The sequence below is a fragment of the Kordiimonas lacus genome (genome assembly GCF_001550055.1).
In the GTDB taxonomy this organism is placed as follows: domain Bacteria; phylum Pseudomonadota; class Alphaproteobacteria; order Sphingomonadales; family Kordiimonadaceae; genus Kordiimonas; species Kordiimonas lacus.
In genome coordinates, this window is record NZ_LRUA01000010.1 from 677,612 (window position 1) to 703,639 (window position 26,028).

Below are 26,028 nucleotides of genomic sequence, written 5' to 3' on the forward strand. Positions count from 1 at the left end.
GCATGCTCAGGCATACCAGATGTCCCGGCAGCGGAGAGAGCCTTGTGAATATCATGACCGCCCTACAGCAAATTGATGCCCTGATGAAGGAGCGACGCCTGGCAGAAGCCGGTGATCTTGCGGCCCTTCTGGCGGAAAAGCATCCCACCAATCCGGATGGGTGGCGGCGGCTCGGGCGGGTGCACGAGGCTTCTGGGAACTTTGGCGCCATGCTCACAAGCTTCCAGAAAGTGGTCGAACTGGTGGAAGAAGATCTGCACGCCCACCTCAAGGTGGCCCAGGCCCTGATCCAGCAAGGCGAGCTGAAAGCCGCAACAGATGAACTCGCACGTCTTCGCGCGCTTGCCTGGGGCGACAGCTATCTGTTGATGCATATCGGCCAGCTCTACACGCACCTGGCGGTTTTTGATTTGGCCTATGACTGTTTCAAGCGTTCGGTCGCACTTGCGCCAAAGGACACGCAGGCGCTCTATAATCTGGCAACTGCCGCCACGGCGGTGGGGGACCTTGATGAAGCGGTTGCGCTTTATGATCAGGTTATCGCCCTGAAGCCGAGCGACTATGACGCCTACTATAACCGCGCCACGCTGCGGAAATGGACGGCGGACAATAATCACATCAATGACATGGAAGCGCTGCTCAAGTCCGGTATTCCCGACATGAAGGGCGCCGTGCAGCTTTTCTACGCGCTCGCGAAAGAATATGAAGACCTCGGGGACGCGGGCGCGAGCTTTGCGCACCTCCGGCGCGGCGCAGACCTGCGCGCCTCCATGATGGCCTATCATGTCAGCACCGACACAGGCGCCATGGCCGACATCGAGCGGGTTTTCAGTGCCGACTTTTTCAAAGGCGGTGTATCCACCTCAGACGCACCGGGGCCGATCTTCATCGTCGGCCTGCCGCGCACGGGCACGACGCTCGTGGACCGGATATTAAGCTCGCACTCAAGCGTCGACAGCCTTGGCGAAATTCATGATTTTGCCCAATCGCTGATGAGGCTCGCGGGCCCTGCTTCGAATAAGACAGACCTGATTGAAAAATCTGCGGCCCTTGATTTTGAGGCGCTCGGGGAAGCCTATCTCACCAGCACGGCGGCGCGCGGGCAGGCAGGCCCCTATCTGGTGGACAAGACGCCAGCGAATTTCCTCTATCTGGGCCTGATCGCCCGGGCCATGCCGACCGCCCGGATCATCCATCTGCAACGCGGGGCCATGGACAGCTGTTTTGCCATCTATAAAACCCTGTTCCGGCTCGGGTACCCCTATAGCTACCGGCTGGAGGATCTGGCCGACTATTTCATTGCCTACCGGAAGCTGATGGCCCACTGGCATGCTGTGCTGCCCGGCCGCATTCTGGATGTGTCCTATGAAAGCTTGGTCGCGGAGCTTGATGGCCAGACGCGCCGGATGCTGGATCATTGTGGCCTGCCATTTGAGGACGCCTGCCTGACGTTCCATGAAAACAAAAGCGCGTCGGCCACGGCCAGTGCCGCGCAAGTGCGGCAGCCCCTTTATGCGTCCTCTGTCGGGCGCTGGAAAGACCATGCTGAAGCGCTGGCGTCCCTGAAGGCACGGCTTGAGGCCGCTGGTGTAACCACCGAAGGGGGCGCGAAGTGATAGTGGGTGGCCGCATCTTCCTGTCTGCTGCTGTGCTCCTTCAGGCCGTGGGTCTGTCGGCCTGTGCTGCAGCGTCCGATCTTGATGCGCTGTTTGGCGGCGCGGCCTCCACGGACCCGCTTGATTTTGCAGATTTTGCCAAGCCCGCGGGCGCCAGCCCGACAAGCCGGTTGATGGACGGCCACCTTGTGTTGGGCGGCAATCAGGCGGCCAGTGGCTTTGAAGCGCTGGATGATGCCGATGGCATCGCAGACGTGCCAGCCAACCAGGTCAACACCTTGCCGGCCATGGACATCTGGCTGGTGCAATCGGGCGACGCCATCGTGCCCGTGGTGCGCGGTATTGTGAACGCCCCGCACCCTTATTTCGACCTTGTCTTTTCCCCGGGCGCCGTGTGGCAGGACGACAGCGGCGCCAACCGCATTTCCCTGCCGTTTGCGCTGATGGAAAAGAACGCCAACTGTATCCACAACGGGGTGCTGACTGTGCGTATCAGCGGGTCGGGCCAGGCCACGAGGGCGCTGGTGCAGGTAGCCAGCGAGACCTGCGGCTATTTCAAATTCAACCTGTGGGGCAGCTATGACGCGGCCTGGGCCTATGCGCCCCCCCTCGGTGCAGACGGCGTGCGCGCGGCTTATGTCGCAGAGGTGGCGCACCGCCTGCCGACGGCTCCGATCGAAAGCCTCGCGGGCACGGATGCCGACGTCTTCGCTCAATCCGGCACCATCGCTTCTGACAATATGACCGCCTTTGGCGTGGTGCATGACGGCACGCATTATGTCAGCGGCTGCGACACGCGCTTCGGCGCCTACCCCTTCTGTGACACCATGGCCCTGCCGTCCTATTCGGTCGCCAAGTCGCTTGCGGCCGGCATCGGCCTGATGCGGTTGGAGAAGCTCTATCAGGGTCTGAAAGACGGCGCTCTGCAGCGTTTTGTGCCCCAGTGCACAGGCAGCCAGTGGCAGGATGTGACACTTGAGCATCTGGCGGACATGACCACCGGCAACTATATCAGCGCCGAAGCCCATGAGGACGAAGGCTCGACCGGCTACCTGCCCTTCTTCCTGGCGGAAATTTCAGCTGACAAGACAGATTTTTCCTGCCGCTATTTCCCGCGCAAGAGCCAGCCGGGCGAACGGTGGGTGTATCACACGTCTGATACCTACCTTTTGGGCGTGGCCATGAACGGCTTTCTCAAAAGTCGGCATGGCGGTGGTGCCGACTATTATCGTGATCTGGTGGCCCCGCTGTGGCGCGCGCTTCACCTCGGGCCGCTCAGCCAAGAAATCCGCCGCACGAGCGGCGCGAACCCGGAACCCTTCAGCGGCTACGGCATGCTGTTTTACCGCGACGATATCGCCCGCATTGCCACGGACCTTGCCGGACGCGACGCCCGACTTGAAACCATGCTCGACACCGGCCTTCTGGACAGCGCCATGCAGCGCGACCCTTCTGACAGTGGGTCTGAGGCAGGCAGCAGCACGTTGCGCTACAACAATGCTTTCTGGGGCTGGAATGCCAAGGATGCGCTGGGCTGCACGGGCGACGCCTGGCTGCCTTTCTTCTCTGGTTATGGCGGGATCACGGTGGTGATGCTGCCGGGTGGCAGGGTCTATTATTATTTCAGTGACGGCTATAATTTTACATTTTCAGAACCGGTGAAAGAATTGGCGAAAGTCAGCCCGGTATGCGGGGTGACAGAATGATCGATACCGGCAATAAAGCACGCTTTCCGGTGGTGGCCCCCAATGGCCACCTGGCCAGTGTGCTGCTGGCCTTCCTGACAACGGCGGGGCTGTTTTATGTGAACATCATGCCTGCGCTGGTGAGCGGCCTTGTGGAGGGCCTTGGCTTTTCCAAGCAGGCCGCCGGCCATGTGGCGTCGGCCAATGTGTACGGGGCTGCCCTGGGGGCGTTTGTGGCGGTGTTTGCCATCAAGCATCTCAGCTGGCGGCCGACGGCCATTGCCGCGCTCCTGATCCTGATCGCGCTCGATGTCTTTTCCAGCACGATCACCGACCCGACACTGTTGACCGTCATGCGCTTCATCCATGGGTCAACAGGCGGCTTCCTTGTGGGCGTTGGTTTTTCCGTGATCGCGCGCACGCACGCGCCGGACCGCAGCTTCGGCATGCTCCTGATCGTGCAGTATGGTCTGGGCGGTTTGGGGCTGATGTTCCTGCCCAAGCTGGTGCCGCTTTACGGTACGCAGGTCCTGTTTTTCGCGCTGATTGCCTTCAGCTTTGTCACGCTTCTGATGGTGCCGTTCATGGGAACATACGCCCCCAAGGAAAAGACGGCGCTTTCAAATGAAAGCGGCGGCGAGGACAAGGTTTACCTGAAGCCCTTGGTGATGGCGCTGTTTGCGGTGTTTTTCTTCCAGGCGGCCAATATGGGCCTCGCGGCCTATGTGATTGAACTGGGCAAAAGCTTCGGGCTCAAGACTGGCTCCATCAGCACCACGCTTGGCCTCGCCAACTGGATTGCCGTGATTGGTGCGGTGCTTGTCTATGGGGTGGGGACCAACTTTGGCCGCCTGCTGCCGCTGATGGGCGGCCTGGTGCTGACGGTTATCGGCATGATCCTGTTTCGTTTTTCCGGTGAAGTGGGCGTCTTTTTTGCCGCCAACATCATCACGGGCATCACCTGGGCCTTCCTGATCCCATACCTCCTCGGGATGTGCTCAGCCTTTGACGGGCACGGGCGGATGGCGGCGCTGTCGGGCTTTTTCTCCAAAATGGGCCTGGCGTCAGGCCCCTTCATCGCAGCCCAAGTGGTGGGCGATGACAATTATAACCTGATTATCAATCTGGCGGTTTCCGGCGTCATCCTGTGTACGCTCGCGGCCTTTATGCCCGCGCGGCTCCTGGACCAGAAGGAAGCAGCCTACAAGGCGCCTGACCAGGGTGTGTTAGAGTAGGGAAGGGAACCAACCGTGAAACCATTTGCTATTGCAGGGTTGCAGCTGGATTTGAAGCCAAACGGCAATTTCGATCTTGTTGTGAAGAAAATCCGCACCACGCTTGTGCGCTATCCGTGGGTCCAGATGGTGGTCCTGAGCGAACTTGCGATCTGCGGTGCGGGCACCGGCACGGCGGAACCCATGCCGTCTGCCACCGAAGGCAAGCTGGCGGCGCTGGCCAAAGAGCTGGGCATCTGGCTGGTGACAGGGTCGCTGTATGAAAAAGACGGCGATGATGTTTATAACACCGCGTCGGTGATCAACCCGGCGGGTGAGGTGGTGACACGCTACCGCAAAATGTATCCCTTCTATCCTTATGAAGTCGGGGTGGCCGCAGGCACCGACATCTGCGTGTTCGATGTGCCGGACGTAGGCCGGTTCGGCCTGTCGATCTGCTATGACATGTGGTTTCCGGAAACCAGCCGGGCAATGGTGCTGGAGGGCGCGGAGGTGATCATCCACCCGACGCTGACGAACACCGCAGACCGCGATGTGGAATGCACCATGGTGCGCGCAACCGCCGCCCAGCAGCAATGCTATGTGGTGGACGTGAACGGCGCAGGCGAACAGGCCTACGGCCGGTCCGTGATCGCGGGGCCGGACGGCGAGGTTATCCACGCCGCGAGCGATGATGAGGAAATCATCGTGGTGGAGCTGGATCTGGACCGTGTTACCCGCAGCCGGGAACGCGGTGTTCTGGGCCTTGGCCAGCCGCTCAAAAGCTTCCGCGACGCCGCCCACACCTTCCCGGACCCACAGGCAAGCAAGGCGCTCAAGGCGCTTGGCCCGCTTGAGGTCCCCACCCGGCACCGGTAACCCGCTAAAATCGATTGAGCCGATATGGCGTCAGGTCCAGTGCGGGCTTTTCGCCGGTCACAGGGTCGCGCATCACCGCACCTGTCACGGCGCCGAGGGGGGCTGGCCTTGCCTGTCCCGGAACGGCAGCCGTGACAATTTTATGAAAATTGCATGCATGGCTTTGCCGGTTGTATCGCTCGTGCTATACGCTAAGTTCACGCGTCAGGCACCCACCGCGTCATCAGGTAATCTAAGCGAGAATCAAACATGCCCATCTCAAATGCAAACGACCTTTTGGCTCAGGCCAATAATGTAACCGGTTACATTGATCCTTCCGTGGCTATCGGCCTTCAGGGAATCACCGATACTTCGACCCAACTTCCTTTCCTGGACCTGACAAAGATGATGCGGCCCTGGTTCGGGGTCTCCGACACCGAAGGGTATGTGGACTATGAGTCTTTCCGGCCCTTGATGACGCTGGATGAAAATGGCTGGCCGACAGAAATGGTGGACGGGTTTCACAGCATCCAGACCATCTTCGATTGGGACCTTGGACCCATTGCCGAAGGGGCGAATGCGGGACGGGCGGGTGTCTATGTGCTGCAGTATGAAGGCGAAGGCGACATCAATATCTTCGGTGTCAGCATCAATATATTGAGCGAGACAGACGGTAAAATCGTGTTCGAGAATACCAGTGGCGGTACATTCGGTTTCGAGATTGCGAACACCGACCCGGCCAATACCGGTGACTATATCAGGGATATTTCCATCGTTCGGGAAGAACATCTGGAGCTCTATCAGGCGGGCGCGGTCTTCAATCCAACCTGGCTCGACCTTGTGGACGATATGCGCGAATTTCGCTTCATGGATTGGATGAACACCAATCATTCCCCGATTTCCGAATGGTCCGATCGGCCACAGGTGGATGACTTCACCTATGCGGCCAACGGCGTCCCCATTGAGGTGATTGTCCAGCTGGCCAACGAAGCGGGGACCGATATCTGGATCAACATCCCCCACCTGGCAACTGACGACTATGTGGAAAACATGGCCCTGTATATCCGGGACAATCTGGACCCGGCCCTGAAGGTGACCGTGGAGTTTTCAAACGAGGCATGGAACACCATCTTTGCCCATTCTGCCGAAATGGACGCCCTGGGCCAGGCCGCGTTTCCGGGCGTCGAGCCCAGCTATCAGGTTCGGCTTGACTGGTACGGCATGCGCGCGTCGCAGGTGATGAAGATCTTTACCGAAGTGTATGGTGACCGGGCCGAAGACAGCCTCGTGCGGGTCGCCGGGTCCATGACGGACAACACCTGGGTGACCGAGCAGGTCCTGACCGCCTCATCCTGGCAGCAGACCGATCCGGAAGGGTACGAGCCGCCACATACCTATTTCGACGCCGTGGCCGTCACCACCTACTTCGGGGGCGCGGTCCCGCTTGATGACACGCATCGGCAAACCATTTTGGATGCCATAGACGACCCCGCAGTGGATGCGTTCGACGTAACCGCAAACCTTCTGCGGGACCCAAATGTGGAAAGCTCGATCCCGCAGGTTCTGGATGCCCTTGCCACCCAGCAGGCTTTCGCGGCCGACTATGGCCTCGCGCTTCTGTCCTATGAAGGCGGGCAGCATATCCACCACTATGCCGGGACCAATGGGTCCAGCCTTATCCTCAGCGATTTTCTGGCTGACTTTGTGCGGTCGGACCAGATGGCCGAGTTGTATCAGGAACTGTTTGACGGCTGGCAGGCAGTGGGTGGCGAAGCCTTCATGCAATTCGTGGATGTCTCGGCGCCGGGCCAGTTCGGCTCCTGGGGCTTGCGGGCCTTTCTGGAGGACACAAACCCGCGCGCAGAATTGATCGACACCCTCAATGCCACCGTATCGCCCTGGTGGGAAAGCCGGGGCGGCACCCATTTCCAGCAAGGGGTCCAGGCTGAGGGAACCAGTAGCGACGACACACTGATCGGCACTTTGCAGGAAGATTATCTGGTTGGCTCAAGCGGGGACGATGTGCTTGTTGGTGGCGCGGGCGATGACGGCCTGCATGGCGGCGACGGCACCGACATTGTGCTGCTGAGCGGTACAGCCGATGACTATGAAATCAGCGTGGAAGGTTATGGCTACCGCGTCGTGGGCCCGGATGGGTCCGACCGCCTTGTCGCTGTTGAAACCATCGAGTTCGCCAACGGTACGCAGATACAGCTTGATCCGCTGCCGGTACCTTCAACGTCAGGCGGTTCAGGCGGCGGCGGCGGTGGTGGCGGCGTGCCGACCACCGGAAACCACTATGAAATCAGCAACTATATCTTTGGCCACAGCCTGGTGAATTATCAGGAAGTGCCGGAAACGGCCATGCCCTACTGGCTGCATCAGCTGGCAGATACGGCCGGGAATGACTATGCCTTCACCGGTCAGTTCGGCTTCCTGCGCCTTCATGACGACCTGAACCCGGTCTCCCAGTGGGGTTTTGCAGGGGTGCCCAACCCATGGAACTCGGAATCCGGCACCAGCTTCGCCGATGCCGATTTTACCACCGTCACAATCACGCCGGGCAATTTCATCCAGGGGCTGGCGCCTACGGAACCTTTCGAAGGCGAGAACCCCGAGGGCACAACCCCACTCCAGTCTACGCTCACCATCATTGACTGGGTGCAGGAACAGGAACCCGGCGCGGTTATCTATATCTATGAAAGCTGGCCGGACATGGCAGCGCGACAGCTGTCGTTCCCGCCGACGGAAGCTGAGTTCGCGATATATCACGACTACGCCCAGGGGGAGTTCCACGACTGGTTCGAGACGTATGTCGATGCGATCCGGGAAGCGCGCCCAGATGTGGTCGTGGAGCTGATCCCGGTTGGATCGCTGATCAGCCAGATGCTGACAGACGACAGCTTGGGTCTGGGCGGCATCACGCCAAGTGACCTCTATGTCGATGCCGACCCGCACGGTACGCCCACCATGTATTTCCTGTCTTCGCTGATCAATTATACTGCCCTGTATGGTCAGCCAGCGCCGGATACCTTCCAGGTACCGGATGACGTTCATCCGCTGGTTCAGCAGAATTATGCGGCTATCGCCGATTTTGTCTGGCAGGCCGTGGGCGACGAACTGGCGCATGTCGAACCGGTGGAGGGGCCGGGCACAGGCGGGGGTACGCCTTTGCCGGGTCCTGATCCTGAAATCCCGGTTTATACTTTCCAGGGCGACGACGGCGATAATCTGTTCATCGGGTATGACGACCATCAGCGCTTCCTTGGCGAAGGCGGCTTCGACACTGCGGACTTCAGCGGGTCTGCCGGCGGTATCGCCATTGATCTGGGCACAGGGACCGGGACTGCAGGCGATGCCATCTGGGACGAATTCCATTCAATCGAAGCAGTGATCGGCACCAATGACAATGACACGATTTCAGGTGGGGATGAGGCCAACGCCCTGTCCGGGCGCGGCGGAACTGACATCCTGTTCGGCGCTGGCGGGGCGGACACCCTTCACGGCGGCGACGGTGAAGATCTCTTGCTGGGCGGTGATGGCGATGACCGGCTGTATGGCGACACGGATACCGCAGCATCCGACACACTTGTTGGCGGCGACGGCAATGACCATGTGAACGGCAGCGGCGGCAATGACCTGCTGATTGGCGGTGGCGCTGAAGTAGCATTTTCCGTGGCCGGAAACGGCTATGTGGGTGGCGGCGAGCATGACGGTTCAGACTATCTGATTGGCGAAGAGGGCGACGACACGATCATCGGCGGCGGTTGGGTAGACGGCATTGTTGCAGCCAACGGCCAGTTCGACGAAGGCGAAGCCCTCACCTACGGTACCGACAGCGATACCATGAAGGGCGGCGCCGGTGATGATGTGTTTCATGCGGCGTCGGGTGACGACATCATCATGGCCGGGTCGGGTGCCGACAGGGTGTTGGCAAACGCGGGCGACGATAAAATATACGCCGGCAGCGGCAGTGACTGGATTGACGGCGGCTTGGGTGCAGATCTGATCTTTGGCGGCAACGGCAATGACACGATTTTCGCAGGCAACGGCGAGGATGTCATCTGGGGCGGTGCAGGCGACGATCTGCTGTCCGGCGGCGGCGCCGCAGACCTCTTTGTCTTTGGTGCCGGGCACGGCCAGGATGTGATCATGGATTTCGACATAAACCAGGACACCCTGAAGCTTCGGGCCCATGATGGCTATTTCGCGGATTTCGACGCGGTGGTTGCCGCGGCCAGCGACCATAGAGGCAGCCTGTTGATCGACTTAGGAAACGGTAGCGTCCTGATTGAAGGATACAGCGTCGCTGACCTGGCCACCATGGCGATCGAAATTTAGGCTGCGGCAGGCTGGCTTTATCCTGCGGCACACTGATTGCCGCAGGAAGGTTCGGCGCCGATATTCAGGGTCCCATGCCGCCCTTGTGCGGCTTGGGAAGTTCTAGGGCGGCAAGTTAAATGCCGTCAACGCCTTCCCGGACCCGGTCGAAGGGGCTCCGGGCCTTGGTCCCACTTGAGGTCCTCCGGCACCGGTAACCCGCTAAAATCGGTTGAGCCGATATGGCGTCAGGTCCAGTGCGGGCTTTTCGCCGGTCACCAGGTCACGCATCAGCGCGCCGGTGATGGCACCGTGGGTCAGCCCCATATGGTTATGGCCGAAAGCGGCATAGATGCCGTCATGGTTCGGCACCGCGCCCATCACCGGCAGGCTGTCCGGCAGCGTGGGGCGGAAACCCATCCACGGCGTTGTGGCCTTGGCGCCAAGCCCCGGCAACAGGTCCTGCCCCAGCGGAAGCAGGGCATGGGCATGGCGGCCTTTGGCTGGTAGCTTGAGCCCGCCCAGCTCCACCCGGCCCGCGAGCCTCAGGCCCCCGTCCATCGGCGTGGCGACAAAGCGGCGTTCGAAAAAGGTGGTGGGCACGCGCGGCTGCGCATTTGGTCCCTCGAGCATCAGATGGTAGCCGCGCTCGGTCTCAAGCGGCACTTTATGACCCAACATGCGCATCAGCTGGTGTGACCAGGCACCGGCCGCGATCACCAGCTTTTCCGTGCGCACCCGGCCGCGGTCTGTGGTTAGTACCGTGCGGGCACGGCATGGCTCAATGCCCAGGACCGCCTGTTTTTCAATATGGCCGCCCAGGCGCACGAAATGCCCCGCCAGCTTGCGCACCAGCCGGGCCGGGTCTGTTACATGCGCAGAATGCGGGAACCGTAGCGCGCCCCTGAGCGATGGGTTCAGCGCCGGGTCAAAGGCTTTCAGCGCCGGGGCGTCCATCAGCTCTGTTTCCACATCGAAGGCGGCCAGTGCCTGCTGTTCATGTTTGGCGCCAGCCAAGTTTTTCTCGGCCTCATACACCACCAGGGTGCCGTCTTCATGGAGGAGGTCACCCAGGCCGAATCGCTGATGCAGGCTGCGGAAGGCCAGCAAGGCGTGGGCGTTCAGGGAGGCAATCGCCGCGGTGGCGCGGGCCACTTGTGCCGGGCGCCCGGCCCACAGGAACCGCATCAGCCATGGCATCAGCCGTGGCAGGTAAAGCATCCGGATCGACAGCGGCCCGTTGGGCGCCATCAGCATCTTCGGCACCTCCAGAAGCGTGGCGGGGCTGGACAGCGGAAAGATATGCTCGACCGCGATATGGCCGGCGTTCCCGAACGAGCATTCCTCGGCCACGCCCTTGCGGTCCAGGAGCCAGACATCATGGCCCGCCGCCTGCAGTTCAAGCGCTGTGCACACGCCGATGATCCCAGCGCCCACCACGGCGATTTCGCAGTCAAGCCGGTGTGAGCGCGCGGGCGCGTGCCCTTTAAGGGGGGCTGGGTTGTTCATGGCAAACCTTTCCAACAAAACGCGAATTGATATCAAATCAGGACTTGAAATAACATATTGTATACAATATACACAATTCAAATTTTGAATGTGGCCAAAGAAAAATGGCTGTTTGCGGGGCGCTGAAGTTTGGGTGTTCCCTTCTATAGGAGACAAGAAAATGATTGATTGGTCTGGTGTATTTCCGGCGACAACAACCCAGTTCAGGGACGATGAAAGCATCGATATCGAGAGCACCCAGCGTGTGATCGATGGCCTGATCAAGGACGGCGTACACGGCATTATCGCGCTTGGCACTGTGGGCGAGAATGTATCGCTGTCGGCGGATGAAAAGCGCCAGGTGATCGCGGCAGCCAAGGAAGTGGTCGATGGCCGCGTGCCGCTTTTGACCGGTACGGCCGAATATACCTCCAAGCTGGCGGCGGACTATGCCCGCGACGTGGAACGCATCGGCGTGGACGGCATGATGCTGCTGCCGGCCATGGTTTACCAGGCGCAGCCGCGCGAGATCGTGGAGCATTACCGTACGGTTGCTGCTGCCACCGACCTGCCGATCATGATCTATAACAACCCGGTGTCCTACAAGATCGACATCAAGGTCGAGACCATGCGCGAGCTGGCCGAGATCGACAATCTGGTGGCCGTGAAGGAATCGACCGAGGACACGCGCCGCATTATCGACCTGCAGAACGCCTTCGGCGACCGTTTCGCCATCTTTGGCGGCGTGGACGATATCGCGCTTGAGGCCCTCGCGCTGGGCGCCCAGGGCTGGGTATCGGGCTTGACGAATGCCTTCCCGGCGGAATCGGTCGCGATCTACAAGCTGATGAAAGCCGGTCGCACGGACGAGGCGCTTGAGATCTACCGCTGGTTCATGCCGCTTCTGGATCTGGATACCATCCCAACGCTGGTGCAATGCATCAAGCTGGTGGAGCAGATCATGGGCCGCGGCAGTGAGATGGTGCGGGCGCCGCGCCTGAAACTGACCGGCGAGGAGCGTGCCTATGTGGAAGCCGTGACAAAACGGGCGATCGAGACGCGCCCGACCCTGCCTGCTGACCTTCAGGCTGCGGCGTAACCACCGTGCGGCACACGTTCCTGTGCATCGATGGCCACACGGGCGGCAACCCCGTCCGTGTGGTGCATGGCGCGGTCCCCAACTTGAGGGGCCGGACCATGAGCGAAAAGCGCCAGGACTTCCTGAAGCAGCATGACTGGATCAGGAAGGCCTTGATGTTCGAGCCCCGCGGGCACGACATGATGTCTGGCGCGATCATCTATCCGCCTTGCTCAGACGATGCGGATGCATCGATCCTGTTTATCGAGACATCCGGCTGTTTGCCCATGTGCGGACACGGTCTTATCGGAACCGTAACGATTGGCCTGGAGCATGGTTTGATCACCCCACGCGTGGACGGCCAGCTTGAAATCGACGTGCCGGCGGGCCGCGTGAGCGTGACCTTCACCCGCGCGGGCGACAAGGTCACCGGCGTGCGCGTCCGCAACATCGGGTCATACCTGGCGCACAAGGATGTGGAGATTTCGGTCGAAGGCCTCGGGCCGCTCACCGTCGATGTATCTTACGGTGGGAATTTCTATGCCATCGTCGACCCACAACCCGGCTATGGCGGGCTGGAGCAGATGCGCCCGGCTGACATCCTGCGCTTCAGCCCGCTGGTGCGCGCGGCGGTCAACCGGGCGGTCACGATTGTGCATCCGCTGGACGCTACGGTGCAGGGCTGCAGCCACGTGCTGTGGACCGGCGCGCCGACCGAAGGCGCGGATGGCAGGAACGCAGTTTTCTATGGCGACAAGGCCATTGACCGCTCGCCCTGCGGTACCGGCACCTCGGCGCGTCTGGCGCAACTGACAGCGCGCGGCAAGCTGCGCGTGGGTGACACCTATGTCCATGAAAGCATTATCCACAGCCGTTTCACCGGCCGGGTTGAAGAGCTCACAGATGTGGGTGGCAATCCGGGCATCATCCCGTCTATAGAAGGCCAGGCCTTCGTGACGGGGCTGAACACAATTTTCGTAGACGACCGCGACCCCTTCCCGGAGGGGTTTCAGCTGGTCTGAGTATTGGGAGGGACACATGACACAGTATGACAATTTCATCGGTGGTGAATGGGTGGCGGGCGCCAAATATGCCCCCAACGTAAACCCATCGAACACCGACGACATCATCGGCGATTATGCCGTGGCGGACCGCAAGCAGGCCCTGGACGCCATTGCCGCCGCCAAGGCCGCTGCCCCCATCTGGGGCTCAAGCGGCATCCAGGCGCGCTTTGATGCGCTTGATTTTATCGCCACAGAGCTTTTGGCGCGCAAAGCGGAAATCGGCGAACTACTGGCCCGCGAAGAAGGCAAGACGCTGGCGGAAGGCATCGGCGAAGTGGCGCGGGCAGGCCAGATTTTCAAATTCTTCGCAGGCGAAACCCTGCGCCTGACCGGCGATATTCTGCCGTCAACGCGGCCGGGCCTGAGCGTTGAGGTGACGCGGGAGCCTGTGGGCGTCATTGGCATGATCACGCCGTGGAATTTCCCGATTGCGATTCCGGCCTGGAAGATCGCGCCGGCGCTGGCCTATGGCAACACCGTGGTGTTCAAGCCCGCTGGCCTGGTGCCAGGCTCGGCCTGGGCGCTTGCTGAGATCATTTCCCGTGCGGGGTTGCCGGCGGGTACTTTCAACCTGGTGAACGGCTCCGGCCGCGAAGTGGGCGAAACCATCGTGACATCAGATGACGTTCGCGCCATCAGCTTCACCGGCAGCGTGCCGACGGGCTCAGACATCCGCAACCGGGCTGTGGCGCGCGGCGCCAAAGTGCAGATGGAAATGGGCGGCAAGAACCCGATTGTGGTGCTGGATGATGCCGATCTGGATATCGCGGTGGACTGCGCGCTCAACGGTGCTTTCTTCTCCACCGGTCAGCGCTGCACGGCTTCCAGCCGGATCATTGTGACCGAGGGCATCCATGACGCATTCGTGGAGGCGCTGGCGAAAGCGACCGAGGCGCTCGTGGTCGGTGACGCGCGTGACGGGGCGACCCAGATTGGCCCGGTGGTGGACGCCGGCCAGCTTGAAAGCAACCTCAAATATGTCGAGCAGGCTGTGGTCGAAGGCGGCATGCTGGTGTGCGGCGGTAACCGTTTGGCGGACAAGCCTGAAGGCTATTTCATGGCCCCTGCGCTGATCACGGACACCACACCAGAGATGACCATCAACCGTGAGGAAGTCTTCGGCCCCGTGGCCAGCGTGGTGAAGGTGAAGGACTATAAGGAAGCGCTGAAGGTCGCGAATGATTGCCAGTTTGGCCTCTCAAGCGGTATCTGCACCAGCTCGCTCGAATATGCCACAGACTTCAAGCGCAACTCCGAGGCCGGGATGGTGATGGTGAACCTGCCAACGGCGGGTGTGGATTATCACGTGCCGTTCGGTGGTACCAAGGGCTCGTCCTATGGCAGCCGCGAGCAGGGCTCGTACGCCAAGGAATTCTATACCACGGTCAAGACCGCCTACACGCGGTCTGCCTAACTCGATCAGGACCCCAGAGCCGGTGTCGTCAGGTAACTGACGGCACCACTCTGAGCCAACTCAGCTGTCATACCCCTTGTGTTTCGAGCATCCGGGGTTGGCAGCTGTTTTTTGTGCCAGCATCGGTTCTTTCTTTAGAACTCGCGGCGGATGGTCAGGCCATATCGGGCAGGAACGCTTGCGTACACGGCATAGGTGCCTGGTTGTCCAGCTGACGGAAAACCGGCAAGAATGACCTTGTCGCTAGTGATGTTCCTGCCCCAAAGCATCAGTTCCCAACCATTGTCGAAATCGGCACCAATGGTCACATTGATGGTGCTTACCTTTTTTTCGACGCTATCTGGAACGTTTGTGGCGACCGGGGTTGCGCTTTCATATTGCCAGTCTATGCGGGCGAACAGTTCCGCAGGCCCCAGCGCTTTTTTCAAGGTGATTGCCGACGAGGACGCGAACTCCGGAAAGCCGGGTACAGCCTCGCCGGAAAGGTCGACAATGCCGTCAACGCCTGAAGCACCCGTAAATTCCTCAAACCTGGCGTCGAGATAGGTTCCGGCAAAATCAAGCTGCAGCCAGTCGGTAACGGAAATCGCTAGTTCTGCTTCAATGCCCCTGGATTTCTGCTTGCCGGCATTGGCAAGAATAGATGACACACCATCGAACACATTTGTCTGGAAATTTTTGATGTCCTGATCAAACAAGGCCAGGTTGAAGGTGCCAGCCTTGAACTTGGTTTTCATGCCAAACTCGACCAGACGGGTGCGCTCTGGTTCGGTAAAGCGGGTGCCTGCATACTCGCCCAAACTGACGGCGGTTTGGTCTGGCAGAAGGCCTGCTGCATCCAGCGTCTCTATGTCTGCCACTGCCGGTCGGCTGTTTCGCCCGGGATTGGCGGCTGAGGCTTTGAAGCCTGTTGAATATGATCCATAGAGGTTCACCCTGCGGGAAACACGGTACGCCAGTTTGACAGCATAAGTGAGGCCAGTGTCGGTCTTGGTGCCGTTTTCAACCGCGTTTGGAATAGGTACGACAGGCTTCAGGAATTGTAGTGCCTGCAGGCCAAGCAACTGGCCTCCGCCAAGGGTAACAAGGTTCAAGTTGGATAAGGTGTCCGTGTTCCGGGTCGCGATGGTCAGTTGTTTTTTGTCATAGGTGTAGCCAGCGCCAAGTGTGCCGGTGAGTCGGTTAGTCACGTCGAAATCGATATTGGAAAACAGGTGCAGGGAGTCACTTTCAACCTGGCCATTTGTGAAAACGCCCTGGTTTTCACCAAAGAAAAGGGTGTCTGATGGAAGCGCGCCCGATGACTTCAGGTGCTCTTCGGCAGTGATAAGGCCACCCCTGGCAAGGGCATTGCCGAGGGCCCTCATGTCAGCGCCGTATGTAATGCTTCCTTTCCTGATGTCCTCATCGTGGGCGTAGAAGGCCCCTAAAAGCCATGCCGTACTGGCGCCTCCGCGCGAAAGGCGAAGTTCCTGGGTGAAGGATTTGCGGGCGTTACTGTTGACGGCAATTGTTGCGTCAAGCGAGGTATAATCGGCATCTCCGATACTGTCGCTGTCATGGCTGCGAAAGGCCGTGATGGATGTCAGGTCAGCGAGGCCCGTGTCCCAGTCAATCTGCGCGCTGATGCCAGCGTTCGATATGCTGTTGGATCGCGGTGTGTTCTCGTTGGTCTCATAGTCAAAAATGTCATCTGTGGCTGGTTCGGCGCCGACCATGGTAAAGAGTGTCCGAGACCGGCCAATGATGGCAGGCGCTGAATAGCAGCAATTTTCGTCAAGTCCGTCGACATCGGCGATAACGCGGACAGTCAGGTCACCAGACGGTACAAACAGCAACTGGCCTCTGGCCGCCCAGCGGTTTCTGTCCCCCAGGTCTTGCCCGTTGAAAGTGTTTTCAACATATCCATCCCGGCTGTTGTAGGAGGCTTCAATGGATGCAGCGACAGTTTCTGAGATGCCCGTTGTCACATATCCGCGCGCGATCATTTGGTCATAGTTGCCGTAGGTTAGCTCAAGCTTGCCATTTGGTTCGAATTCCGGTGCTTTGGTGATGATGGAAATGGCGCCTGCGGACGAGTTTTTACCGAACAGCGTAGACTGCGGTCCGCGCAGAACCTCCACGCGTTCGACTTGCATGAAATCCCTCAGGGACTGGCTGTTTTTGGACCGATACACGCCGTCAATGAAAACACCAACAGAGGGCTCGATGGCCGCATTGTCATTGCCGCCACCAAAGCCACGAATGCTGACCACTGTGTTCCCTGTCCTGCCGCGCTGTGTAACGGTGAGGGACGGGACAACGGATTGCAGATCGGTCAGGTCCCTGATCGCGGCTTGGTCGATGGTATTGCCGGAGATGACACTCACGGCAACAGGCACGTCCTGAAGCTGCCGTTCACGCTTGGTTGCCGTAACGATAATTTCTTCGATGGCGGAATCAGCAGCGCCAGCTCGATCTTGCGCCTGAACCGCGCCGATGCCAAGGGCCAGCATGCCGAGACCGGCGACCGATCTGGTCAGGCCAAGACAAAGATGCCTAGCACCAGATACAGGCTGCCCCACCGAGATTTTTTCCGTCAAATTGCCCACTATCAGCCAGGCATTTTTTCTAGCGGAGCAGCGTCGGAAGAACTTGTTTGGGCTGCCAAATGTTGTTCACGGTATTCGCTGGGGGTCTGATTGGTCCGGTTTTTAAAGGCTCGGTTGAAAGGCCTGAGTGAAAGATACCCGACGTCCATTGCAATGGTCAGGATCGGCACATGCCTCTCGCTTACGTCCGCCAATCGTTTTTTCGCTTCATCAATACGGTAGTCGTTGAGAAACTGCGAGATGTTTCTGTGCCCCAGGTGCATGTTGATCAGTTTGCGCAGCCTGTGCTCCTGAACGTCTATGGATTTAGCCAGTTCGGCCACAGTCAAACCGGGTTCGCGGTAAAGGCCTTCGTCCATTTTCTGCTTCAAGATTTCCAGATTGTGCCTGTCTGCCGCTTGCAACTCAGGCAGTGTTTCGGTCGACTCACTGCGGGCATTTCTATAGTCCGATTCAAACGGGTTTTTCTCTTCCGGTCGAATGGAATGAAACAGGAAATAGGACGATAACAAGAATACCGCGAAAGACTCTGTCAGCGATATATTGTCACCATACAGGGCGTTGCTGACATACATACGTTCCAGTGTGAGCGCAGCCGTAATCAACACGTGCCCAACCATAAACCAGATGCGGAACCTGCGGCGCTTTTCAAGAAGATCGCCAGGCATGTCAGACAGAACTTTGTATATCAGGAACAGATAGAGCCCTATCCGCATTGGGTGGGATATCTGCGCGAACAGGTCGTGTGGCACGATGTCCAGCTGAAACGCGAGGGCTCTTAGGGCATACACCACCAACACTGCAATGTAGAACGGGCCAAGCCGGAAGGAATCGCTGAGCACATTGATGGTGAAAAGCCAATTGAGGACAACCACCATTCGGGCCATGAATCCCAAGACATAGCCGAACGGGCCAAACAAAGCGATTTCGTCGTAAGCCCCTGTAATCAGCCAACAAATACCTGAGGCCATTGCTGGAATGACGATGTAGGTATGGGCGAGATTTGAATGGTTGCGCGCGGCCAGGAAACAGACCCAAAACAGATTGCAGATAGCCCCATAGCGGAAGACGTTATCAAGAAGTTCCCAATGCATTGAACGTCTCTCCCCAAAAACTCAATCATGTTTCCCCGACCGACTGGGTCAGGAAACCATTTGCCAGCAGGCTTGCCCCCGCAACGCCAACAGGCTGAGCGAAGAACCCTACAGTACGTTATGTCTTTTGACAGCCCCCACGGTCCCAAGGAGGGTATTCTTAGCCTAAAAGCATCGGTGAAGAAGGGGTTAATGGCGCCATTTTTAAAAAAAGCGCGTCATTTTTGAAAAAACAGGGCCCAAATTCGAAACTGACGAGCTTCAAACGCGATCTTTCGCCTACTCCTGCGTGCGGGCGGCACCTGGCGATATCTCCGAGCTTCCTTCCCACGGACCAAGGGGGTAAGCCGCCCAAATTTTTGCTGGGGGTGTTTGATTTCCGTATTTGCACGGGGGCAACGAATATTCCGCTGGGAAATTCGAAGTGCAAATTCGGTCGGAAAATAATCGGGAAACTTGGCTGTGGCCGGTCGCTGCTATGAACGCACTGTGATCAAGCCCAGGCACAGATCGATTGTTTTGAGATTAGGAGCAAGAGGGGAGCGGGGTCATGGAGTTTAGTGAAAAATCAATCCAGGAATTTGAAAGAAAGATCAGCGAGGCATTCGATATGCCGCGAGCATATTTCACGTTTGTAACGGAATTTCCTCGCAGGGTGATTGCTCTTGGCTTGGTATTCATTCTGGTAGCGGGTGCATTCATTCCTTCGCTCGTGAAAGACACAACGATTGATGCATTCATCGATCCAGAGAATGTTGCGATCCAGTACCGAGACAAGGTGAAAGACCTGTTCGGCCTCAAGGACCCGATAATTGTCGCTATTGCCGGGCCTGATGAGAATGCAGCCTATCACCCGTCTACCCTGACGGCGGTCCGAGAGTTAACTGAAGCACTATCCGGTATGGACAATATCGACCCCGAGAAAGTCATGAGCCTCTCAACCGAGATGTCGATCCGGGGTACTTCAACAGACTTGTTTGTCGATCCCTTGATTCCGGATGGGCCGGTAACAGATGAAAGTGCAAGGCTAACGCTTGAACGTGTTTCAGCAATGCCGCTCTACCACGGCAACCTGGTGACCAATGATGGGTCCGCAACCCTGATTGTCGCAGAAGTCATTGACCAACATATCTCTGGGAAAACCTATGAGGCTGTCCTGAAGTATGTGGGTGGGCTTGCCCCTGCAAATTACGAACTTCATGTCGCGGGTGGCGGCGCGGTAGACGGGTATCTTTCCGCCTACATAGACAAGGATTCACGGCAGACACTTCCCTTCACATTGGCTGTGATTGTCCTGATGTTGTTCCTGGCATTCCGGACACCCCGGAGTGTGGGCTTGCCACTGCTTGTTATTGTAGGAACCGCAGTTGGAACAATTGGCACCATGGCGGCTGTGGGCGTTCCCTATTACGCGATTACATCGGCGCTTCCCATCATTCTGGTGGGTATTTCGGTCGCTGACAGCATCCATCTGCTTACCTATTATTATTCCGAACAGAAAGCCCACCCAGAACAGAACTCCCGTGAGCTGGTCATAGGCGCCTGCACGCAGGTCTGGCGGCCGCTGGTGATGACATCGGTCACGACGATGATCGGCTTTATCGGCATCGCCGCCACAGCCATCATGCCGCCGATGAAGTGGTTTGCAGTTTTTGCATCCCTCGGTGTCTTGATTGCAATTGTTCTTACCCTGACGGTTTTGCCTGCCGCCCTGAGTTTATGCAGGCCGCTCCCCTGCAAAGCGATTGCGGATGATGCAAAAGGCGGCTTTGTTGCGGGCTGTTTGGCCCATGTGAATCACTTTTCCATCAGGCATCCATATCTTGTATGTGCGGCTGCCGCGTTGACCATTGTTTTGGGGCTGTTTGGCGCAAGCAGCCTGGAGGTGGAGCGCGAGACGGTGCACAACTTCCGCGAAGGGGAGCCAATCCGCGAAGCTGACGCCCTTATCAATGCCCGCTTCAACGGCACCACCTACCTTGACGTGATTATTGAGACGCCGGAAGAGGGCGGCCTGTATGAGCCTGAAAACCTTAAAAGGGTGGAAGCCCTGCAGGGTTATCTCGAGAGTTTGCCGCATATCAAAGGGTCTGTTTCAATTGTCGACTATCTGAAGCAGTTGAACAAGTCCCTGAATGCCGGCGATGAGGCATATTACCGGGTGCCGGACAACCGCAATCTTGTGGAGCAGATGTTCCTGGTACATTCCGCGACCGGCGACCCGACCGACTTTGAAGAAGAGGTGGACCCAGCCTTCCAGACGGCCCTTCTGCGCGCCAATTTGAACACAAGCCTGTATTCGGACGTGAGTAAAACAGTGATCGCTGCCGAAGACTATCTGGCGAAGAATTTCGCTGATGACAGCATCAAGGCGACGCTCAGTGGACGGGCAGCGCTTGACCATCACTGGCTGTCGCCCCTCAGGGAAAGCCACTTCATGTCCCTGGGGGTATCCATTGTGCTCATATGGGCTGCTGCCGTGTTGCTGTTCCGGTCCGTCGTTGCGGGCACAATCACGCTTGTACCGGTGGTGGTTGCCATCCTGATGATCTATGCGGTCATGGGGGCGATGGGCATCTGGCTTGAGCCGGCAACATCCATGTTCGCCCCTATCGCGATTGGGGTTGGCGTTGATTTCTCAATCCATACGGTTGAGAAGATCCGGTATTACACTCGCAAGCAGGGACTGGACCTGAAGGATGCCATGGACCGCATCGCGTTCAAGTCAGGCCGGGCGCTGTTTTTTAATTTCGCTTCCATCTTTCTCGCCTTTGGGGTGTTGCTCTTCAGCGAACTGCCAACGCTCAATCGGTTCGGCGGTTTGACCACGGTTGCCCTGGGCTCCGCTTATGTCATGGCGCTGGTTGTCTTGCCCGCGATTGTGGCAGCGCTGAGTGAAGAGCGGGTCTTCAGGCCCGTGACGCGCCGGATGATGGCAACGGCCACGTCGTTGCTGGTTATCGCTGTATCGGCCGTGATGATCATGACCGAAGAAGCTGGGGCGCAGGAAACGCCCGAAGGTAGGGCACTGGCCGAGAGGATCGCGGCGCGACCCGAGCCCGACAATGTCGACCAGACAATAGAAATGGTACTGACAGACCGAAAAGGCCGGACAACAGAACGAACCGCCCGCATGTTGCGCAAGATCGGGGAAGACCAGAGGCGGTCGATCATTGCCTTCTCGACCCCGTCCAGCATCAAAGACACCGCCTTCATGACCCATGATTTCAATGAGGCCGCCACAAGTGACAATCAGTGGCTTTATCTGCCTGCCCTTCGCCGGTCACGCCGGATATCTGCCTCTGATCGCGGTGACTATTTCCTGGGTACGGACTTTACCTATGAAGATATCAAGGACAGCACGAAGTTCTCGCTGACGGATTACCAGTTTCAAATGGACGGTGCAGAGAGTGTGGAGGGCAAACAGTTTCCCGTTCTGCTGCTGACACCGGTTTCCGGTGATGTGGCTAAGGAACTTGGCTATTCAAAGGTCCGGGTTGTTGTTGATGCCGAAAATGCGTTTCCTATCCGGGCGGATTATTGGGATGTGGCTGGCAACAGGCTGAAGACGATCATGCTGGATGACCGGATACTGCTCGACGGTTTCTGGACAGTCCAGACCATCACAGCCGAAAACCACAAGACGGGGCATAGCACCCGGTTCAATATTTCAGATATTGATTATGGTGTCCAACTTCAGCTTTCGGCATTCACCGAGCGCAAGCTTCGCGCAGGGTTTTAATCGTGCGGCGAATTTGGTTGGTTTTGAGTGCCGCTTTCATGGCGGACGGGGCACCGGCAAACGCACAGGGTCTGGATATCAGCGCCGTACTGGAAGCCCGCTATGCTTTCGGCACGCAGTCCGGGCGAAGCCAAAGCGCGGAGCTTGAGTTTCGCCCCAAATGGGACCTGGCGTTTTCAGATGCCTGGGAATTCCGGGGCGAGGTTCGTATCAGGGCCGATGCCTTTGACCGGCTGGAGGTTGGGCGGCCCAGCCAGGAAACGATATCGGCGCTGACAAAAAGGGTGTTGATCGGGCAATCGACCGAGATTGAGCTGCGGGAGGCCTATCTCCAGTATTCAGGTGACCTTTCAACAGTTCGCATCGGCAAGCAACAGATTGTCTGGGGACGGTCTGACGGCATCAAGGTGCTGGATATCGTGAACCCGCAATCCTATCGGGAATTTGTGCTTGATGATTTTGACCAGTCGAGAACACCCCTTTGGAGTTTGCTGCTGGAGCGCACAATCGGCGGGCTGGATTTTCAGGGCTTCTGGATTCCTGACCGCAGTTTCAATGAAGCCCCCCCAAGGGGCTCAGTTTTTGAGATCACTGCCCCCGAATTCGTGCCGACATTCTGGCAGGCACCTCCCTATCCGGTAAGCCTTCAGGAAACAGAGCGGCCCCAAGGTGGCCTGAACGCCAGCGAGGTCGGTTTCAAGGTTTCAGGACTGATCGGCAACTGGGACTTCAGCCTGAATTACCTCCATACCTTCGAGGATACTCCGTTCTTCGATCTTGAAATCGTCCCGCCTGCGCTGGCGATCACGTCAAAGTTCAACAGGGTCGATATTCTGGGCGGGTCCTTTGCCAACTCCTGGGGCGATTTTACTGTGCGCGGGGAGGCCACTTATACGATGGACGCAAATATCCCGGTAGGCTTGCTGCCGTCGGATACCCTCACTCCTGCCAGATCCGATGTGTTCAAATATCTGATAGGCATCGACTATTTTGGCATCCCAGATACCTTTGTCAGCGCCCAGTTTTTTCAGAAAATCAATATGAGCAAAGTGCCGAACGCGCTGTCTCCTGATGTGGAAGAATTGTCGACGGTGACAGTCAGGCATGACCTCCCGGGCGGGGACTGGCAGTTGGATTTCAGGTGGTATGCGAACCATGACAGCAATGACGGGCTTTTCAGAATGCTCGCCAAACGCAGGATCAATGACAGGATGACAGCGTCCGTTGGCGGTGACTTTTTCTATGGCAGGAAGGACGGCATTTTCGGCCAGTTCCGCGAGGCAGACCGGGTGCATTTTTCTGTCGCCTATCACTATTAGCGGGCAATGCGGGAAAGCTATAGGCCGGTCGCCGTCTTGCTGCAAAGCACTGCATTGAACCAAATTGAGATAGGACAGGTGCTGTCACAAAGCCTGTCATGCCTTCCTTTGTTAAGTCGCGCAGTAGGTGGGATGTTTCCCGTGACAATGGGAAGTTTTGGCGTGCATTTGCATGCCAGCAACCAGCCTCAATAAAGAGTGAAAGACAGCAGCAGGGTCACGACAAAGCCTGTCAGGCCGATGAGGCTTGCCGAGATGGTCCAGCTTTTCAGCGTTGCGGCGGGGCTGAGCGAGAAATAGCGGCTGACCAGCCAGAACCCACTGTCGTTAACGTGCGATGCGGCGGTTGCGCCGGCGGCGATGGCAATCACGGTCAGGGCGGTTTGCTGGGGACTGAGCGACAGCGTATCCACAAGGGGGGCTGTCAGGCCCGCGGCTGTGATCATGGCGACCGTGGCTGACCCCTGGGCGACCCGGACAATCAGCGCCAGGACAAATCCGGCGACCAGCGGCGTCAGCCCCATGTGGGCCGCACCATTTGCAAGGCTTGCCCCGGCCCCTGTATCCACGAGTATCTGCTTGAAAGCGCCGCCAGCGCCGGTCACCAATATGATGGCGCCCGCGGGCTCCAGCGCGCGTTCGCAGACGTTCCTGAAGGCAACCCGTTTCTCTGTGTCGGCTGGTCTGAACAGGCCGTAGGCAAGGCCACAGGAAACCAGCAGCGCGGCAAAGGGGTGGCCTGCGAACTGTATGAATTCGACCATGGGGCCCTGGCCGGCCACCAGGGGGGCGAGCGTGGCGGCAAGGATCAGAAGCAGCGGCAGAATAATCACCGCCAGGGCCTTGGCGGCATGGGTGCGCGGCCACGGCTGTGCAGCAGGGCCGGCAGCCTTGGATGTCTCAGCAGCCTGACCGGGATGATCGGCCTGAAAGCCGGTGCGCCTGAGAATGGCGGCCCAGCCGGGCCCAGCGACCAGCATGGCGGGAATGCCGGCGGCGGCACCAAAAAGGGCAACCCAACCGATATCAGCCCCCAGAAGGTGTGCAACAGCCATCGGCCCGGGCGTTGGCGGCACAAAGGCATGGGCCGTTGCAAGCCCCGCCAGAAGCGGAATCGCCAGATAAATGGGTGGCGTGCCCGACCGTGCGGCAAGGGCGAAGACAATAGGCGCCAGAATGATCAGCCCAACATCGAAAAACACGGGAATCGCGACGAGGGTGCCCAGGCACCCAAGCAGCCACGGCACACGGCGCGCGGCGACATTCTTCAGCAGCCGGTCAGCCAGCGCTTCAATGCCGCCACTGGCCTCCAGGAGGGCCCCGAAGATGGACCCAAGCCCCACGATTATGGCAATGAACCCCAGCGTGCCGCCCATGCCTGACTGGACGCTTTCGATCACACGCATCGGCGGCATGCCGGCGGCAAGGCCCGCAATAAGCGTGGACAGCAGAAGCGCAAGAAAAGCCGACATGCGGAACTTCAGCACAAGCATCAGCAACAGCGCGACAGACCCGCCTGTGGCCATGAGGGGTATGGCTGTGTCAGTCATGCCAGCCGGTCCCGGTTGCGATTGTCGGGACTGCCAGAAGCCGGTCACCGGAGGTGATGAACAGGGTGCGGCCGTCCTGGCCGAAAGCGCAGTTGGCGGTGGCACTGTCCAGCCGGATCATGCCCAGAAGCTTCCCGCTTGGTGCCAGCACGAATATGCCGCCGGGCCCGGTGGCAAACAGATGCCCGCTGGCCGTGACGGCCATGCCGTCGGGCAGGCCCGGCCAGCCTTTGGCCAGATAAGGTGACGCGTCGAAGAAGGTTTGGCGGTGCGTGAAGCGACCGTCGACTTTCTCGTATCTGTAGATAATTGGGCTGGCCGGATCGGAGACGGCTACATAGAGGAAGGCACCGTCAGGCGAGACGGCCAGCCCATTGGGGAGGCTCAGGCGTGCGTCGACCAACGTGGCCGGCGTGCTGGGCGCCACGGCATAAACGCCGTGGTGGGGAAGTTCCTTGAGCGGGGATTTTTCAATACCGGCAAGCCCATAGGGCGGATCGGTGAAATAGAGAGTGCCGTCTGGTCCGACAGCAAGGTCGTTCGGGCTATTGAGGCGGCGGCCTTCAAAACGGTCAATCACTGTCTCGCGCTGGCCGGTTGCAAGGTCCATGCGCTCTACCGCCCGGGCGCCATGGTTGGCGATCAGCAAGCTACCGTCTGGCGCATACAAAAGGCCGTTTGTGCCCGCCTCGCGAAAGCCTTCAGGGTTTTTCTCCGGGTGCCCTGATGGGTCCAGAAAGACCTCAAGGCCCCGAGTTTCCGACCACATATAGGCTTTGTTTTCGGGAACGTCCGAGAAATACAGCCGGTTGCGCTGCCTGTCCCATGCTGGCCCTTCTGCCCAGGTGAAACCGTCTGCCAGGTGGCGGATTTCAGCGCTTTCGGCCAGAACATCGTCCAGGGCCGGATCAAGCCGGACGATATGATCCTCGGCGTGTGCGAGCGGGCTTGCAAGCAGGGTCGCAAGCGCCAACAGAAAGAGGAAGCGCATGGGG

General features: G+C 58.7%; 15 protein-coding genes. 10 read left to right on the plus strand and 5 right to left on the minus strand.

The genetic code is table 11. From position 1 onward, the window contains the following. Positions 1-53 precede the first annotated feature (53 nt). From KORLAC_RS18140 to KORLAC_RS18160, 5 genes are all read left to right on the plus strand, one after another. Positions 54-1,616 carry a tetratricopeptide repeat-containing sulfotransferase family protein gene (locus KORLAC_RS18140; RefSeq protein ID WP_241493456.1) on the plus strand — a complete coding sequence of 521 codons (1,563 nt, stop codon included), beginning with the start codon at positions 54-56 and terminating at the stop codon, positions 1,614-1,616. After that, positions 1,613-3,322, plus strand: a complete 1,710-nt coding sequence (locus tag KORLAC_RS18145) for a serine hydrolase domain-containing protein (RefSeq protein WP_139167373.1) — start codon at positions 1,613-1,615, stop codon at positions 3,320-3,322. The genes KORLAC_RS18140 and KORLAC_RS18145 overlap by 4 nt, the downstream gene beginning before the upstream one ends. Further along, positions 3,319-4,536: an MFS transporter gene (locus tag KORLAC_RS18150; RefSeq protein ID WP_068309168.1), complete on the plus strand. Its 1,218-nt coding sequence runs from the start codon at positions 3,319-3,321 to the stop codon at positions 4,534-4,536. Before KORLAC_RS18145 ends, KORLAC_RS18150 begins: the two co-directional genes overlap by 4 nt. Positions 4,537-4,551: 15 nt before the next feature. Further along, positions 4,552-5,394 (plus strand): carbon-nitrogen hydrolase family protein, encoded by an 843-nt coding sequence (locus tag KORLAC_RS18155; protein ID WP_068309170.1) that lies wholly within the window; start codon positions 4,552-4,554, stop codon positions 5,392-5,394. Positions 5,395-5,643: 249 nt separating this feature from the next. Further along, positions 5,644-9,714 (plus strand): calcium-binding protein, encoded by a 4,071-nt coding sequence (locus tag KORLAC_RS18160; RefSeq protein WP_068309172.1) that lies wholly within the window; start codon positions 5,644-5,646, stop codon positions 9,712-9,714. Between the two features lie 201 nt (positions 9,715-9,915). Here KORLAC_RS18160 and KORLAC_RS18165 read toward each other — a convergent pair whose 3' ends face one another. Further along, the gene (locus KORLAC_RS18165) at positions 9,916-11,202 is read right to left on the minus strand and encodes an NAD(P)/FAD-dependent oxidoreductase (protein WP_068309174.1); all 1,287 of its coding nucleotides are present in this window, start codon (positions 11,200-11,202) and stop codon (positions 9,916-9,918) included. 160 nt (positions 11,203-11,362) lie between these two features. On the opposite strand from KORLAC_RS18165, the gene KORLAC_RS18170 reads away from it, so the two are divergent. The 3 genes from KORLAC_RS18170 to KORLAC_RS18180 are packed head-to-tail and all read left to right on the plus strand — an operon-like array spanning position 11,363 to position 14,737. Further along, positions 11,363-12,280 (plus strand): dihydrodipicolinate synthase family protein, encoded by a 918-nt coding sequence (locus tag KORLAC_RS18170; protein WP_068309176.1) that lies wholly within the window; start codon positions 11,363-11,365, stop codon positions 12,278-12,280. Between the two features lie 5 nt (positions 12,281-12,285). Then, the gene (locus tag KORLAC_RS18175; RefSeq protein ID WP_068309178.1) at positions 12,286-13,281 is read left to right on the plus strand and encodes a 4-hydroxyproline epimerase; all 996 of its coding nucleotides are present in this window, start codon (positions 12,286-12,288) and stop codon (positions 13,279-13,281) included. A 16-nt stretch (positions 13,282-13,297) separates the two neighbouring features. Continuing rightward, a complete protein-coding gene (locus tag KORLAC_RS18180; protein WP_068309180.1) occupies positions 13,298-14,737 on the plus strand; it encodes an aldehyde dehydrogenase family protein in 1,440 nt (479 codons plus the stop codon). Positions 14,738-14,871: 134 nt separating this feature from the next. On the opposite strand, the gene KORLAC_RS18185 is transcribed toward KORLAC_RS18180, so the two are convergent. Next, complete coding sequence (locus tag KORLAC_RS18185) at positions 14,872-17,301, minus strand: TonB-dependent receptor (protein WP_139167372.1); 2,430 nt, start codon at positions 17,299-17,301, stop codon at positions 14,872-14,874. A gap of 29 nt (positions 17,302-17,330) precedes the next feature. After that, on the minus strand, positions 17,331-18,422 hold the full coding sequence (locus KORLAC_RS18190; RefSeq protein WP_068309184.1) for a helix-turn-helix transcriptional regulator: 1,092 nt from the start codon (positions 18,420-18,422) through the stop codon (positions 17,331-17,333). A 550-nt stretch (positions 18,423-18,972) separates the two neighbouring features. Here KORLAC_RS18190 and KORLAC_RS18195 point away from each other — a divergent pair. Beyond that, complete coding sequence (locus KORLAC_RS18195; RefSeq protein ID WP_068309186.1) at positions 18,973-22,164, plus strand: outer membrane lipoprotein-sorting protein; 3,192 nt, start codon at positions 18,973-18,975, stop codon at positions 22,162-22,164. Positions 22,165-22,166: 2 nt separating this feature from the next. Beyond that, the gene (locus KORLAC_RS18200) at positions 22,167-23,483 is read left to right on the plus strand and encodes a DUF1302 family protein (protein ID WP_139167371.1); all 1,317 of its coding nucleotides are present in this window, start codon (positions 22,167-22,169) and stop codon (positions 23,481-23,483) included. 188 nt (positions 23,484-23,671) lie between these two features. Here KORLAC_RS18200 and KORLAC_RS18205 read toward each other — a convergent pair whose 3' ends face one another. Next, positions 23,672-25,033, minus strand: coding sequence for a GntT/GntP/DsdX family permease (locus KORLAC_RS18205; RefSeq protein ID WP_068309194.1), 1,362 nt, complete (start codon positions 25,031-25,033; stop codon positions 23,672-23,674). After that, on the minus strand, positions 25,026-26,024 hold the full coding sequence (locus KORLAC_RS18210) for an SMP-30/gluconolactonase/LRE family protein (RefSeq protein WP_082714779.1): 999 nt from the start codon (positions 26,022-26,024) through the stop codon (positions 25,026-25,028). Before KORLAC_RS18210 ends, KORLAC_RS18205 begins: the two co-directional genes overlap by 8 nt. Between the last annotated feature and the right edge of the window lie 4 nt (positions 26,025-26,028).

What these genes read in the sequence shown, in the direction of transcription:
- KORLAC_RS18140 (WP_241493456.1), top strand. Translation starts at nt 54, where the DNA reads ATGACCGCCCTACAGCAAATTGATGCCCTGATGAAGGAGCGACGCCTG.
- KORLAC_RS18150 (WP_068309168.1), top strand. Translation starts at nt 3,319, where the DNA reads ATGATCGATACCGGCAATAAAGCACGCTTTCCGGTGGTGGCCCCCAAT.
- KORLAC_RS18160 (WP_068309172.1), top strand. Translation starts at nt 5,644, where the DNA reads ATGCCCATCTCAAATGCAAACGACCTTTTGGCTCAGGCCAATAATGTA.
- KORLAC_RS18165 (WP_068309174.1), bottom strand. Translation starts at nt 11,202, where the DNA reads ATGAACAACCCAGCCCCCCTTAAAGGGCACGCGCCCGCGCGCTCACAC.
- KORLAC_RS18170 (WP_068309176.1), top strand. Translation starts at nt 11,363, where the DNA reads ATGATTGATTGGTCTGGTGTATTTCCGGCGACAACAACCCAGTTCAGG.
- KORLAC_RS18180 (WP_068309180.1), top strand. Translation starts at nt 13,298, where the DNA reads ATGACACAGTATGACAATTTCATCGGTGGTGAATGGGTGGCGGGCGCC.
- KORLAC_RS18190 (WP_068309184.1), bottom strand. Translation starts at nt 18,422, where the DNA reads ATGCATTGGGAACTTCTTGATAACGTCTTCCGCTATGGGGCTATCTGC.
- KORLAC_RS18195 (WP_068309186.1), top strand. Translation starts at nt 18,973, where the DNA reads ATGGAGTTTAGTGAAAAATCAATCCAGGAATTTGAAAGAAAGATCAGC.
- KORLAC_RS18205 (WP_068309194.1), bottom strand. Translation starts at nt 25,033, where the DNA reads ATGACTGACACAGCCATACCCCTCATGGCCACAGGCGGGTCTGTCGCG.
- KORLAC_RS18210 (WP_082714779.1), bottom strand. Translation starts at nt 26,024, where the DNA reads ATGCGCTTCCTCTTTCTGTTGGCGCTTGCGACCCTGCTTGCAAGCCCG.